11 protein-coding genes are annotated in these 13,617 nt (G+C 70.4%); 5 read left to right on the top strand and 6 right to left on the bottom strand.

What is annotated here, in order from left to right:
- Positions 1–404 precede the first annotated feature (404 nt).
- On the bottom strand, positions 405–1,793 hold the full coding sequence (locus tag KNO15_RS18160) for an FAD-binding oxidoreductase (RefSeq protein ID WP_241705205.1): 1,389 nt from the start codon (positions 1,791–1,793) through the stop codon (positions 405–407).
- Between the two features lie 97 nt (positions 1,794–1,890).
- Here KNO15_RS18160 and KNO15_RS18155 point away from each other — a divergent pair, with 97 nt between their 5' ends.
- The 4 genes from KNO15_RS18155 to KNO15_RS18140 all read left to right on the top strand — a co-directional run bounded on the left by KNO15_RS18155 (position 1,891) and on the right by KNO15_RS18140 (position 6,254).
- Complete coding sequence (locus KNO15_RS18155; RefSeq protein ID WP_241705204.1) at positions 1,891–3,504, top strand: AlkA N-terminal domain-containing protein; 1,614 nt, start codon at positions 1,891–1,893, stop codon at positions 3,502–3,504.
- A gap of 48 nt (positions 3,505–3,552) precedes the next feature.
- The gene (locus KNO15_RS18150) at positions 3,553–4,317 is read left to right on the top strand and encodes a glycosyltransferase (RefSeq protein WP_241705203.1); all 765 of its coding nucleotides are present in this window, start codon (positions 3,553–3,555) and stop codon (positions 4,315–4,317) included.
- A 72-nt stretch (positions 4,318–4,389) separates the two neighbouring features.
- Positions 4,390–5,265, top strand: coding sequence for a fumarylacetoacetate hydrolase family protein (locus KNO15_RS18145; protein WP_241705202.1), 876 nt, complete (start codon positions 4,390–4,392; stop codon positions 5,263–5,265).
- An 80-nt stretch (positions 5,266–5,345) separates the two neighbouring features.
- Positions 5,346–6,254, top strand: coding sequence for an alpha/beta fold hydrolase (locus tag KNO15_RS18140; RefSeq protein ID WP_241705201.1), 909 nt, complete (start codon positions 5,346–5,348; stop codon positions 6,252–6,254).
- A 109-nt stretch (positions 6,255–6,363) separates the two neighbouring features.
- Here KNO15_RS18140 and KNO15_RS18135 read toward each other — a convergent pair whose 3' ends face one another.
- The 5 genes from KNO15_RS18135 to KNO15_RS18115 form a co-directional block, all read right to left on the bottom strand.
- Entirely contained in the window at positions 6,364–7,941 is a 1,578-nt protein-coding gene (locus tag KNO15_RS18135; RefSeq protein ID WP_241705321.1) for an aspartate ammonia-lyase, read from the bottom strand.
- A gap of 182 nt (positions 7,942–8,123) precedes the next feature.
- Positions 8,124–9,548 carry an aldehyde dehydrogenase family protein gene (locus tag KNO15_RS18130; protein WP_241705200.1) on the bottom strand — a complete coding sequence of 475 codons (1,425 nt, stop codon included), beginning with the start codon at positions 9,546–9,548 and terminating at the stop codon, positions 8,124–8,126.
- Between the two features lie 44 nt (positions 9,549–9,592).
- Complete coding sequence (gene trmB, locus KNO15_RS18125) at positions 9,593–10,276, bottom strand: tRNA (guanosine(46)-N7)-methyltransferase TrmB (RefSeq protein ID WP_241705199.1); 684 nt, start codon at positions 10,274–10,276, stop codon at positions 9,593–9,595.
- Between the two features lie 55 nt (positions 10,277–10,331).
- Positions 10,332–10,673 (bottom strand): hypothetical protein, encoded by a 342-nt coding sequence (locus KNO15_RS18120; protein ID WP_241705198.1) that lies wholly within the window; start codon positions 10,671–10,673, stop codon positions 10,332–10,334.
- A gap of 100 nt (positions 10,674–10,773) precedes the next feature.
- Positions 10,774–12,237, bottom strand: coding sequence for an NCS2 family permease (locus KNO15_RS18115; protein WP_374113185.1), 1,464 nt, complete (start codon positions 12,235–12,237; stop codon positions 10,774–10,776).
- A gap of 86 nt (positions 12,238–12,323) precedes the next feature.
- Between KNO15_RS18115 and KNO15_RS18110 the strand changes: the two genes are divergently transcribed.
- Positions 12,324–13,601: a uracil-xanthine permease family protein gene (locus tag KNO15_RS18110; protein ID WP_241705197.1), complete on the top strand. Its 1,278-nt coding sequence runs from the start codon at positions 12,324–12,326 to the stop codon at positions 13,599–13,601.
- Positions 13,602–13,617 lie beyond the last annotated feature (16 nt).

Here is a 13,617-nt window from a genome sequence, read left to right as displayed (position 1 = left end):
CGTCAAAAGCCTTGCGTTCCCGGCCGGCCTGATGCAGGCTATACGCATAACTCGACGACCCGGGAGCGTTGCAGGCATCGCCGCACCACCGGGCGTCGAGTCTTTTAAGCGCCCTGGGCGCTTCGCTTTCTTTTAGCCCTCGGCGTTTATTGTCGGTCGTTTGTGGGGTTTGCGGCTCCCAGCCCCGCTTAGGCGCTTGTGGCTGGGACGGCTCGACGTCAGTGAGACCCGTCGATGGTCAATGCTCCCAGCCCCGCTTAGGCGCTTGTGGCTGGGATGGCTGACGTCAGTGAGACCCGTCGATGGTCGATGCTGGGTTGATCGGACGTTGGTGAGGCCGTCGATGGTCCAGAGCCCCCAGCCCCGGCTTACACGCCCTGGTCGGGCTGGTGGTGCGTGCTGCCCTAGCCGAAGACCTTGCCGGGGTTGAGGATGCCGAGGGGGTCGAAGACCGACTTCAGCTTGACCTGGAGGTCGTAAGAGTCCGGGCCCAGCTCCTCCGCCAGCCAGCGGCGCTTCAGGACGCCGACGCCGTGCTCGCCCGTGAGCGTCCCGCCCAACTCCATCGCGGTGCGGAACAGCTCGCCCGCCGCCTCCCACACCGCGGGGGCGATGCCGTCGCCGGGCGCGACGAAGTTCGGGTGGAGGTTGCCGTCGCCGGCGTGCGCCACCGTCGGGATCGGGATGCCATGGCGCCGTGAGATCCGTTCGATCGCCGCGAACATCTCCGGCATGCGCGAGCGCGGGACCGCCACATCCTCGATCAGCACGGTACCGGTCGCGGCGAGCGCCGGATGGAACGCGCGACGGATCGCGAGGAGCCGCTCCCCCTCGGCCGCGTCCGCCGCGACGCGCACGGTTCCCCCGGTCTCCGCGATGACACTCGCCGCCGCCGCGGCATCGTCGGAGGCCGTCGGGCCGTCGAACTGCACCAGCAGATAGGCGGCGCCGCCCGCCGCACCGAACGCGTCCCGGATCGTCTGCTCGCCGAGATACGCGGAGATCCGTTCGAGCGCCGGGGCGTCGAGCAGCTCCATGACCGCCGGCCGCAGGTGGGCCGCTGTCACGCGTGCGGCGGCATCCGAGGCCGCCCTCACGTCCGCGAACAGGGCGCCCAGCGTCGTCGGCTCCCCCTGCGGGCGCGGGAGCACCCGGACGGTCGCGCCCACGATGACACCCAGCGTGCCCTCCGATCCGACGAGCAGCGAAGTCAGGTCGTAGCCGGTCACACCTTTGACCGTGCGATGGCCGGTACGGACGAACCGCCCGTCGGCGAGCACCACGTCCAGGCCGAGCACGGCCTCCCTGGTGACCCCGTACTTGGCGCAGAGGAGCCCGCCCGCGTTGGTGGCGATGTTGCCGCCGATGGTCGAGATCGCCTTGCTGGCGGGATCCGGTGCGAAGAACAGCCCGAACGGCTCGAGAGCCGCGTCGAGATCCTCGTTGATCACACCGGGCTCGACCACGGCGAGCTGATCCTCCGTCGAGATCTCCAGGATCCGATCCATGCCGGCCAGGCTCAGGACGATCGAGCCGGCCGAGCCGTTGGCCCCGCCGGCGAGGCCGGTGCCCGCACCGCGCGGCACGACAGGGACGCGGAACTCGGAGGCCGCCCGCATCGTCGCCTGCACGTGCTCGACCGTTCGCGCGTTCACGAGTGCGAGGGGGCTGCCGTCGGCCACCCACCCGGAGCGATCCGCTCGCGCCACGTCGAGGAGGGCGGGATCGGTCGAGAGCACACCGTCGTCCGCGTCCGAGCCGAGCGCCGCCCTGAGCCAGTCGATGACATCCACGGTGTCATGCTAACGGCCGACCGGGATCCCGTCGCCGCCACGCGGTGATGTCCGATTTCCGCCATCGAATGTCGGCGGCGGGTGGCACGCTGAAGGAATGACGAGCACCACGGCACGCCGGCCGACGGCGGAGGAGCGACTGGCCGACCCGGTCTTCGCGCAGCGCTACCGGGCGATGAGCGCGCGCGACTCCCGATTCGACGGCCAGTTCATCACCGGCGTGCACTCGACGGGGATCTACTGCCGTCCCAGCTGCCCGGCCGTGACGCCGAAAGCGGACAACGTCAGCTTCTACCTGACGGCAGCGGCCGCGCACGAGGCAGGCCTCCGCGCCTGCAAGCGCTGCCTCCCCGACGCCGTGCCCGGGTCTCCGGAGTGGAACGTCCGCGACGACCTCGCCGCCCGCGCCATGCGGCTCATCGCCGACGGGACGGTGGAGCGGGAGGGCGTGCCGGGGCTCGCCCATCGGCTCGGCTACACCGCTCGCCATCTGGGGCGCGTGCTCACCTCCGAACTCGGCGCCGGCCCGCTCGCGCTCGCACGCGCACACCGGGCACAGACCGCCCGGCTCCTCCTCGCCGGCACGGACATGCCGATCACCGACGTCGCCTTCGCCGCCGGGTTCTCGAGCGTGCGGCAGTTCAACGAGACGATGGCCGAGATCTACCACGTCGCGCCCGGCGCGATCCGGGCGTCCGCGCGGCGGCGCCACCCCGTCGCGCACCCGCCCGGCACCTCGGGCGCGGCGAGCGGGACCTCCCTCAGCCTGCGCCTGCCGGCCCGCGCACCCTTCGACGGCGGCCGGGTGCTCGGCTTCCTCGGCGCACGCGCCATCGCCGGAATGGAGGCGGCCGCGGACGCTACGGACGGCGCCGGAAGCCCGCCCTCGTACGGGCGCGCCCTGCGGCTGCCGCACGGTCCGGCCGCCATCCGCCTGACGCTCTCGGGCGACGCCGGCGCACCCGCCGTCGAGTGCGAGGCCCACCTCGCCGACATGGCCGACCTCGCACCGCTGGTCGCGCGGGTGCGACGGCTCCTCGACCTCGACGCCGACGCCGAGGCGATCGACACGGCGCTCGCCGCCGACCGCGCTCTGGCGGCTTCCGTGGCGGCGGCACCCGGAATCCGCGTGCCGGGCGCCGTCGACCCCGAGGAGATCCTGTTCCGTGCGCTCATCGGGCAGCAGATCTCGGTGCCGGCGGCGCGCACGGCGCTCGCCCGGCTCACCGACGCCCTCGGCGAGCCGGTGACGGTCGGCGGGCACACCCGGCTCTTCCCGACCTCCGCCGCCATCGCCGAGCGCGGTCGCGAGGTCCTCCGCGGCCCGGGAAGGCGCATCGACGCGATCATCGGCGCAGCGGCGGCCCTCGCCGACGGCTCCCTCGTGATCGACGTCGGGGAGTCGCGCGCAGAGCTCGAGGAGCGCCTGCTCGCTCTGCCCGGCGTGGGCGCCTGGACGGCCGGCTACGTCGCACTGCGCGTGCTCGGGAGCCCTGACGTGCTGCTGATCGGCGACCTCGCACTGCGTCAGGGCGCAGCCCGCCTCGGGCTGCCGGACGACCCGCGAGGGCTGGCCGCGCGCGGCGCGAGCTGGTCGCCCTGGCGCAGCTACGCGGGAATGCACCTGTGGCAGAGCGCGCACGCGGCGCAGCGGGAGGCCAAAGCGGCACGCGCCGCCACGCGCGTGCGGGTCGGCCGCAGCGAAGCGTAGGATCACGAACAGCACAATCGAAGAATCGGTCGGGAGGGGAGCGGTCTGGTGCCCTCGATCAGCGTCGTGATCCCGGCCCTCGATGATGCGGAGATGCTGGAGCGCTGCCTGGCCGACCTGGCGGCCCAGCTGCGGCCGGCCGACGAGATCATCGTCGTCGACAACGGCAGCACCGACGGCACCGCCGCCGTCGCCCTCGCGGGTGGCGCACGGGTGCTCCGGCAGCCGGTCCGCGGGATCTTCCCCGCCTCCGCCACCGGTTACGACGCAGCCACCGGCGACATCATCGCGCGACTCGACGCCGACTCACGCCCTCCGGTCGACTGGCTGCTCCACATCGAAGCGGAGTTCGTCGACGCGCCCGCCATCGGCGTGCTCACCGGGCCCGGCGTGTTCTACGACGGCAACACGTTCGTGGCCGGGCTCGGCCAGCTGCTCTACATCGGCGGCTACTTCTGGTCGATGGAGATCTGGCTGGGGCACCCGCCGATCTTCGGATCCAACTTCGCGATGCGCCGTGCGGTCTGGCGCGACGTGCGCGACCGCGTGCACAGCGGACTGCGCGAGGTGCACGACGACCTCGACCTCGCCATCCACCTCGATCCTGGAGTGGTCGTGCGCTACGACGAGCGCCTCCTGGTCGGGATCTCCGCCCGCCCGTTCTCGACGTGGCGCGGCTTCGGCCGGCGCATCCGCTGGGCGTTCGGCACCCTCCGGATGCACCTTCCGGAGGAGACGCCCTGGCGCCGTCGCGCGGCCCGCCGTCGCTGGCAGGAGGAGCATACGGAGGATGCACCGGGCGCAATGGCCTGAGCGTCGAGTTCTGCGCGTTTCGCTCGACAGCGTGTACGTGTCATCACCCGTTCGACCGATAGGTTGGACAGTGTGAGATTCGCGCACCTCAGCACCACCTCGGACTCGCAGCCGCGCCTGGCCGCCGTCATCGGAGACGGGGCACTGTTCCTCGACGAGCTCGTGGCCGAGCCGCCCCGCGACCTCCAAGCGCTCATCGAGCAGGGCGACGCTGCTCTCACCGGGATCCGCGCGATCGTCGACGAGGCCGTCACGACGGGCACGCCCCTCGTGCCCGTCCACGAGCTGCGCCACGCGTCGGCCGTGCTCCGGCCGCCTCAGGTGATCGCGATCGGTGCGAACTATGCGGCGCACGCCTCCGAGCTCAAGCTGCGCAGCGAGAAGGCCGCGACCGTGTTCTCCCTCTGGCCCAACTCGCTCGCCGGCCATGGCGGCACCACGTCCTGGCCCGAAGATCTCACGACCCAGGTCGACTACGAGGCCGAGCTCGGCGTCATCATCGGCAAGCCCGCACGCAATGTCTCGGTGCGTGACGCCCTCGACTACGTGTGGGGCTACACGGTGGTCAACGACATCACCGCGCGCGACCTGCAGTTCTCCGAGGCCCAGTGGTCTCGCTGCAAATCGTTCGACGGCTTCACGCCCAACGGCCCGGTGGTCGTCACCGCCGACGAGATCGCCGACCCGCAAGACCTGTGGCTGACCACCAACGTCGACGGCGCCATCCTGCAGGACGCGTCGACGGCCGACATGGTGCGCTCGGTCGCCGAGATCATCGAGTTCCTGTCGCGGTCGGCCACCATCCAGCCGGGCACGCTGATCTCCACCGGCAGCCCGGGAGGCGCCGGGTACTCCCGCACTCCCCCGGTGTTCCTGCGCGATCGCTCGACGGTCACGGTGTCGATCGGCGGCATCGGGTATCTCACCACCTACTGCCGCGTGACCTGACCGGCAGCGCGCCGATGCTGAATCGGCCGCATTCCGCCGGATCGCCGACATCAGTCGGATGCGTCGGCTAGCGTGAGAGCATGTCGATCGGTGAACGGCGCCCCGGTGTCACGGGCGGAGACGACGAGGCCGCGCGCCTCGACGCGGTCCTGCCCGAGATCGACTGGTCGATCGCGCCCGTCGGAGCGACGTTCTCGCGCTTCCGCGCGCCCAGCGGCGAGCTCGCCGTCGTCGCGCTCGGCGACCCTCGCGATCCACGCGTCGTGCTCGTGCCCGGCGCGACGGGATCGAAGGAGGACTTCTACCTCCTCGCGCCGATCCTCGTCGCCGCGGGCTACTACGTGCAGAGCTACGACCTCGCGGGCCAATACGAGTCCGCGGACGCCGGTCCTGCGCGACCGGGCCACTACACCTACGACCTGCTCGTCGCCGACCTCGTCGCGTTCCTGCGCGACGGCGGCCCCGCGCATGTGCTGGGCTACTCGTTCGCCGGCATCCTCGCCGAGCTCGCACTGGTCGACCACCCCGAGCTGTTCCGCACGCTGACGCTGCTCACCTCCCCGCCCGAGCCGGGCCAGGCGTTCCGGGGGATGCGCGTCATCGGCTGGCTGAGCTGGTTCCTGAACGGCCGCCAGGGCGCCGGTCTGATGATCTGGGGAATCGTGACCAACAAGAACAAGGTCGGGCCCGCCCGCCTCACGTTCGTGCGCTCGCGGTTCGCGCTCACCCGGCGTTCCAGCGTCGACGACATCGTCGGGCTGATGAAGCACGTGCCGGACGTGCGAGCACGCATCGCGGGCATCGGCCTCCCTGTGCTGGTGGCGACCGGCGACCACGACCTGTGGCCGACGCACCTGCACGCGGCGAACGCGACCGCTCTGGGCGCACGACTGGCCGTCTACAGCACCGGGCACAGCCCGTGCGAGACAGCGCCCAACCAACTCGCCCGCGACATGATCGCCCTCTTCCGCGAGTCCGAGTCGCGCTGACGCCTCCGCTCACACGCCGAGGGGCACGTCGTCGGCGCTTTTCGCGGTGGAAAGCGGCAACGACGTGCCATTCGGCGCAGGCGCCGAGCGCGGGGCCCAGGGGCGACCGCTACTCGGGCCGGATCGCGCGCTCCTTCTCGGCCTTCTCGATGGCCTCGGCCTCGACGACCGGGATGGAGGTGGTGATCGCCTCGAGCCCGCTGAGGCGCGCGGGCGACAGCAGGCGGCCGACCTCCTCGCGGCTCATCAGCTTGGCCTCCACGACCAGGTCGGCGACGTTGTGCCCGGTCAGCAGCGCCGACTTCGCGAGTGCGGCCGCAGCCGCGTAGCCGATGTGCGGGGTGAGCGCGGTGATCACGCCGACGGACGAGCCCACCATCGCGCCGAGGCGCTCCTCGTTGGCGGTGATGCCGTCGACGCAGTTGACCCGCAGCGTGTGGAACGCCTGTGCCATCCAGGTGATGCTCTGCAGCAGCGAGTGTGCGATGACCGGCTCGAACGCGTTCAGCTGCAGCTGGCCGCCCTCGGCCGCCATCGTCACAGTGACGTCGGCGCCGGCGACCGAGAACGCGACCTGGTTCACGACCTCCGGGATGACCGGGTTGACCTTTCCCGGCATGATGCTCGAGCCGGCCTGGCGCGGCGGGAGGTTGATCTCGCCGAGACCGGCCTGCGGGCCGGACGACAGCAGGCGGAGGTCGTTGCAGATCTTCGACAGCTTGATGGCGCTGCGCTTGAGCGAGCCGGAGAACGACATGAACGCACCAGCGTCGCTGGTCGACTCGATGAGGTCGGGCGCGGTCTCGAGGTTGAGGCCGGTGATGAGGTTCAGGTGGCGCACGGCCGCGGCGGCGTAACCCGGGTCGGCGGTGATGCCCGTGCCGATCGCGGTCGCACCGAGGTTGATCTCGGCCAGCAGCCACTTCGTCTCGGTGAGCCGCGCGTGGTCCTCGGTGAGCGTCGTCGCGAAACCGTGGAACTCCTGCCCGAGCGTCATCGGCACGGCGTCCTGCAGCTGGGTGCGGCCGACCTTGAGGATGTGACGGAACTCACGGCCCTTGGCGGCGAAGGAGTCGCGCAGCAGCGCCAGCTCGTCGAGCAGGTGCCCGAGCGCGAAGGTCAGGCCGATCTTGATGGCGGTCGGGTACGTGTCGTTGGTGCTCTGACTGCGGTTGACGTCGTCGATCGGGCTCATGTGCGCGTAGTCGCCCTTGGGGCGGCCGTCGAGCTCGAGCGCGATGTTGGCGATGACCTCGTTGGCGTTCATGTTGGTCGAGGTTCCCGCACCGCCCTGCATGACGCCGACCACGAACTGGTCGTGGAACCGGCCGTCGATGATGAGCTGGCAGGCGCGGTCGATCAGGTCGGCCTTGTGCTTCTCGAGCACGCCGATCTCGAGGTTGGCGCGCGCGGCCGCCTGCTTGACGGCGGCGAGGGCCACGATCAGGTCGGGGTAGACCGAGATCGGCCGCTTGGCGATCGGGAAGTTCTCGAGGGCGCGTGAGGTGTGGACTCCCCAATAGGCGTCCGCGGGGATCTCGCGGCTGCCGAGCGAGTCGGTCTCCACGCGGGTGGGGCGTCCGTCCGCGCTCGGGGTCGGGACGTCGGAGACGTTCTCCGACGCGTCGACGACGACGCCGGCAGAGGTGTCGATGACGGGGATGGGGTGAGTCTTCGGTTCGTCCATCGTTGCTGTGGAATCCACGCTTGGCTCCATTGCCTCTCGTTGTGCGTTGGCTTTTTCGGGGGTGTCACCGGCCGTTCGTGGCGCCCGGCAGTGCCGAGCCTACCCCCGGTGACTGCGCGCGAGATGGACACATCGTCCGGGATCCCGGACGATGTTCGACACGCTGTCGAGAGCGGTTCTGCTCAACCCAGTCTGCGAAGCAGACCGCGCGCGAAGCGGTCCTTGCCCTCGGTGTACGGCGGGTAGATCAGCTGCAGCGTGTCGGGGGCGAGCGGCTTCGACAGCACCGCCTTCTCGTGGCTGAAGGTCTCGAGCGAGCGACGCCCGTGGTAGGCGCCTGATCCGCTCTCGCCGACGCCGCCGAACGGGAGGCCGCCGACCGCGAGATGCGCGGCGGGCACCCCGAAGCCGACCGCGCCCGAGCTGGTCTCGGTGAGGAAGCGCCTGCGCACCTCCCGCCGCTCGCTGAACACGTAGAGCGCGAGGGGCTTGTCTCCGTTGCGGATGAACGCGATCGCGTCGTCGAGGCCGTCCACCGTCACGATCGGCAGCACCGGCCCGAAGATCTCCTCGCCCATCACCGCGGAGTCGCGCGGCACGTCGACCAGCACGGTCGGCGCGAGATAGCGGGAGGCCGCATCGGAGCCTCCACCGACGGCCGTACGGCCGGCGCCCAGCAGGCCCGTCAATCGATCGAACTGCCGGTCGGTGACGATCCTCCCGTAGTCGGGACTCTGCGCGGGATCGTCCCCATAGAGTGCCCGGACCGCGTTCGCCAGCTCGTCGGCGAGCCGGCCGGCGACGGCACGGGAGGCCAGGAGGTAGTCGGGCGCCACGCAGGTCTGGCCCGCGTTCATGAACTTGCCCCAGGCGATCCGGCGCGCGGCGGCCGCGAGGTCGACCGACTCGTCAACGTAGACCGGGGACTTGCCGCCGAGCTCGAGGGTCACCGGCGTGAGGTGCTCGACCGCCGCGGCGGCGACGATGCGACCGACCCGGCCGTTGCCCGTGTAGAAGATGTGATCCCAGCGCTGGGCCAGGAGTTCGGTGGTCTCATCGACCGCGCCCTCCACGACGGCGACCGCCGTCGGGTCGAGGTACTGCGGGACCAGACGCGCCATCGCCGCGGACGTCGCGGGCGCCAGTTCGCTCGGCTTGAGGACGACGGCGTTGCCCGCTGCCAGCGCACCCACGAGAGGAGCCAGGAGCAACTGCACGGGATAGTTCCACGGCGCGATCACCAGCACGACGCCGACCGGCTCCAGCACGACCCTGGCTCTGGCCGGCATGAGCGCGCCGGGTACCGCGACCCGCCGCGGGCGCAGCCAGCGCCGCAGGTTGCGCCGCATGTGGTCGATCTCGCCGACGACGAACCCGAGCTCGGCGATCTGCGACTCCGTCGGATTCTTGGCCAGATCCTCCAGCAGGGCGTCCTCGAACTCGGCGGCGCGCTCGGTGAGCATGCGGCGCAGCCCGTCGAGCTGAGCCAGCCTCCAGCGCAGCGGCTTGGTGCGTCCGGCGTCGAAGGCGGCGCGGAGGGCGGCGACGGTCTGCGGGATGGCGGCGCCGGCGACGGTGCCGGCGCGAGGCGTGGACTCGGAGGTCATGCGCCCATCATCACACGGGACGGATCAGCACACGGGACCGGCACTCAGCCGCGCGGACGGTACTCCAGGTCGAAGATCGCGTGCCCGAGCCGCTCGCCGCGCCGCTCGAACTTGGTGACGGGCCGTTCGTCCGGTCGCGGGATGAACCCGCCGGGACCGGCGACGTTGACGAGGGCCGGCTCGGCGTCGAGCACGTCGATCATGTGCTCGGCGTAGGGTTCCCAGTCGGTCGCGAGCCGGAGGACGCCTGTCGGCTTCAGCGCGCCGACGAGCAGACGGACGACGTCCGGCTGCACCAGCCGGCGACGGTGGTGGCGGGCCTTCGGCCACGGATCGGGGAAGAAGATCAGCACCTCGTCGACGCTGTCGGCAGCGAGTCCGTGCTCGAAGACCTCCACGGCGTCATGGCGGACGACCCGGACGTTCGTCAGCCCCTGCTCGTGCGCGGCGGCCAGCACCCGGCCGACGCCCGCACCGTGCACCTCGACCCCGAGGAAGTCGCGCTCCGGATGGCGCGCGGCGAGCGCGAGGAGGTTCTCGCCGTTGCCGAAGCCGATCTCCACCACGCGGGGCGCGGAGCGCCCGAAGATCGTGTCGAGGTCGAGCCGCGCGCCGTCGAAGTCGACGCCGAACTCGGCCCAGTGCTCGTCGATGGCCCGCTGCTGGGCTTCGGTCTTCCTGCCCCGGACGACGAAGCTGCGCGGCCGGACGAGAGGGGACGGTTCCATCCCTCCATTCTCGCAGGCCGCGCAGCCGCCTCCCGTCAGAAGCCCACGCCCTCGCTCAGAGATTCGGGATGGCCCAGTGGATCGGCAGGAACGCCAGACCGACGCCGAAGCCGACGACGGCGATCAGCAGGCCGATCAGGATGCCGGCGAGCATGACCGCGTTGAGCACGATCCCCCAGATCGCGAAGGTGCGGCCCTGCGGCTCACGGCCGAGGGCGAGGATGCCGAGTACCAGACCGGCGATCGGGGCGAGGAAGGTCCAGCTGAAGACGATCGAGGCGAGGCCGAGCGCGAAGCTCGTGATGCTGAGGGTGCGAACCGGCGCCGCCGCGTACGGGTTCGGCGTGCCGTACGGGTCGGCGGTGGTGTGCGGGTCGGTGGTGCCTGTCGTTGTCATGCATCCAGTCAAGCGGCCCGCCGACCCTGAGCGCATCCGGGTAACCCCCGGTCGTGCTCAGGGGTTACCCCGGAAGCTTCCCTCAGTGCGGGAGACGTGCTCAGTGCGGGAGCATGGCCTCGATCGGGCCGCGGGCGAAGTAGACCAGGAAACCGGCGGCGACGATCCAGAGCAGCGGGCTGATCTCGCGGGCCTTGCCCGACAGCGACCGCACCAGCACCCACGAGATGAAGCCGACGCCGATGCCGTTGGCGATCGAGTAGGTCAGCGGCATGACGATGATCGTCAGGAACACCGGCAGCGTGCTGGAGAACTCGTGGAAGTCGATGTGGCGGATCTGCACCACCATCAGGGCACCGACGATGACCAGCGCCGCGGCGGCCACCTCGCTCGGCACGACGCTCGTCAGCGGCGTGAAGAACATGGCGAGCAGGAAGAGCACGCCGGTGATGACGCTCGCGAATCCGGTCTTCGCGCCCTCGCCGATTCCGGAGGCCGACTCGACGAACACGGTGTTCGAGGAGGCCGACGTGCCACCGCCGACGACCGCGCCGACGCCCTCCACGATGAGCGCGGACTGCAGGCGCGGGAACGTGCCGTCCTCGTTCGCGAGGCCCGCGCTGCGCGCGAGGCCGGTCATCGACCCCATCGCGTCGAAGAAATTCGTGAACACCAGCGTGAAGACGAGCATGATCGCCGCGAGCCCGCCGATGCGGGCGAACGACCCGAACAGGTCGAACTGCCCGACGAGGCTGAGGTTCGGCACCGACACGAACGACGTCGGCAGCTGCGGGACCGAGAGGTTCCAGCCCTCCGGGTTCTTCGCCGAGGAGCCGAGGTGGAAGATCGCCTCGATGATGATCGCCACGACCGTCGCCGCGACGATCCCGATGAGCAGTGCGCCCTTCACCTTGCGCGCCATGAGCACTCCCATGATGACCAGGGCGATCAGGAACACCAGGGTCGGGAGGGTGGCGATGGAGCCCGCCTCCCCCAGCTGCACGGGAGGCGACGCGGCCTTGGTGCTGCGCACGAAGCCGCTGTCGACGAAACCGATGAAGGCGATGAAGAGGCCGATGCCGACGGTGATCGCCGTCTTCAGCTGCGGCGGGACCGCGTTGAAGATGAGGCGGCGCAGCCCGGTGGCCGCCAGCAGCACGATGATCAGACCGTTGATGACGACGAGGCCCATCGCCTCCTGCCAGGTGAGCACCTTCACGACGTTCACGGCGAGGAACGAGTTGATGCCGAGGCCGGCCGCGAACGCGAACGGCAGTCGCGCGACGAGACCGAACAGCACGGTCATGACACCGGCGCTCAGAGCGGTGACGGCACCGACCTGCTCGAAACCGAGCGAGTGCCCTGACACGTCCGGCGTCGAGCTCAGGATGATCGGGTTGAGGATGACGATGTACGCCATCGTCACGAAGGTCAGCAGCCCGCCACGGATCTCCGTCGCCCACGTGGTACCGCGGGACGTGATCTCGAAGAACCGGTCCAGGCGCCCCTTGGCGGTCGGCGTCGGCGTGGAAGTCGAAGAGGAAATGGTGGTCTCCCGTAGTATCGATGGGGTTTCGTTCGTGGCGCATTCGAAGGTATGTCACAGCGCGGTACCAGCCTAATTCCCCTCCCGACACGATAAGGACACGCATGGCCCTGCCCTGGAAGCTGCACGGTGACGGCAAGAAGGTCGGAGCGCACGAGATCGTGCTGCCCGGCGAGCGGCTGACCTGGCCGCGAACGATCGGTCTCGGCGCACAGCACGTCGTGGCCATGTTCGGTGCGACCTTCCTGGTTCCGCTGCTGACCGGGTTCCCGCCCAGCACGACGCTGCTGTTCTCCGGCGTCGGCACCATGCTCTTCCTGCTGATCACGCGCAACCGGCTCCCCAGCTACCTGGGCTCGTCGTTCGCGTTCATCGTGCCGATCGTCGCGGCGACGAAAGCGCACGGGATGCCGTCGGCGCTGTTCGGGATCGTGGTCACCGGCCTCCTGCTCGCGATCGTCGGACTGATCGTGGTCGCGACCGGCACCAAGTGGATCGACGGCCTGATGCCGCCGATCGTCGCCGGCGCGATCGTGGCGCTGATCGGCTTCAACCTCGCGCCCGCGGCCAAGAACAACTTCATGGCGGCGCCGGTGACCGCGCTGGTGACGCTGGCGGCGGTCATCCTGTGCACCGTGCTCTTCCGCGGGATGCTCGGGAGGCTGTCGATCTTCCTCGGCGTCGTCGTCGGCTACGTCTTCGCCGTGTTCGCCGGGCAGGTCGACTTCAGCAAGGTCGAGAGGGCCGATTGGCTGGGCCTCCCGCAGTTCACCCTGCCGGCGAACCCGTTCACCGCCCCCGCCGAGACCTGGGGCATCCTGCCCGCGTTCCTGCCCGTCGTGCTCGTGCTGATCGCCGAGAACGTCGGCCACATCCGCGGCGTCGCCCAGCTGACCGACCCCACGGTCAACAAGCTGACCGGCCGGGCGCTCTTCGCGGACGGTCTCGCGACGACCATCGCGGGCTTCTTCGGCGGCTCGGGGACGACCACGTACGGCGAGAACATCGGCGTGATGGCCGCGACGCGCGTCTACTCCACGGCAGCGTATTGGGTGGCGGGCATCGTGGCCGTGCTGCTCGGCCTCTCCCCCAAGGTGGGCGCGGTGATCAACACCATCCCGGCCGGCGTGCTCGGCGGCGTCACCACAGCGCTCTACGGCCTCATCGGCATCATCGGCGTGAAGATCTGGCTGGACAACAAGGTCGACTTCTCCAAGCCGGTCAACCAGTTCACCGCCGCCACCGCGCTCATCATCGGGATCGGCGACTTCACCCTGAACCTCGGGCAGCTCACGTTCAACGGCATCGCGCTCGGCGCCATCGCCGCGATCGTCGTCTACCACGTCATGAACAGCATCGCCCGCGTCCGCGGCACGGACTGAGCGCTGCCAACCTGTC

Source organism: Leifsonia shinshuensis (assembly GCF_022606355.1).
Classification (GTDB): domain Bacteria; phylum Actinomycetota; class Actinomycetes; order Actinomycetales; family Microbacteriaceae; genus Leifsonia; species Leifsonia shinshuensis_B.
Note: the sequence above shows the minus strand (reverse complement) of the source record. Positions and strands in the feature narration are given on the sequence as shown.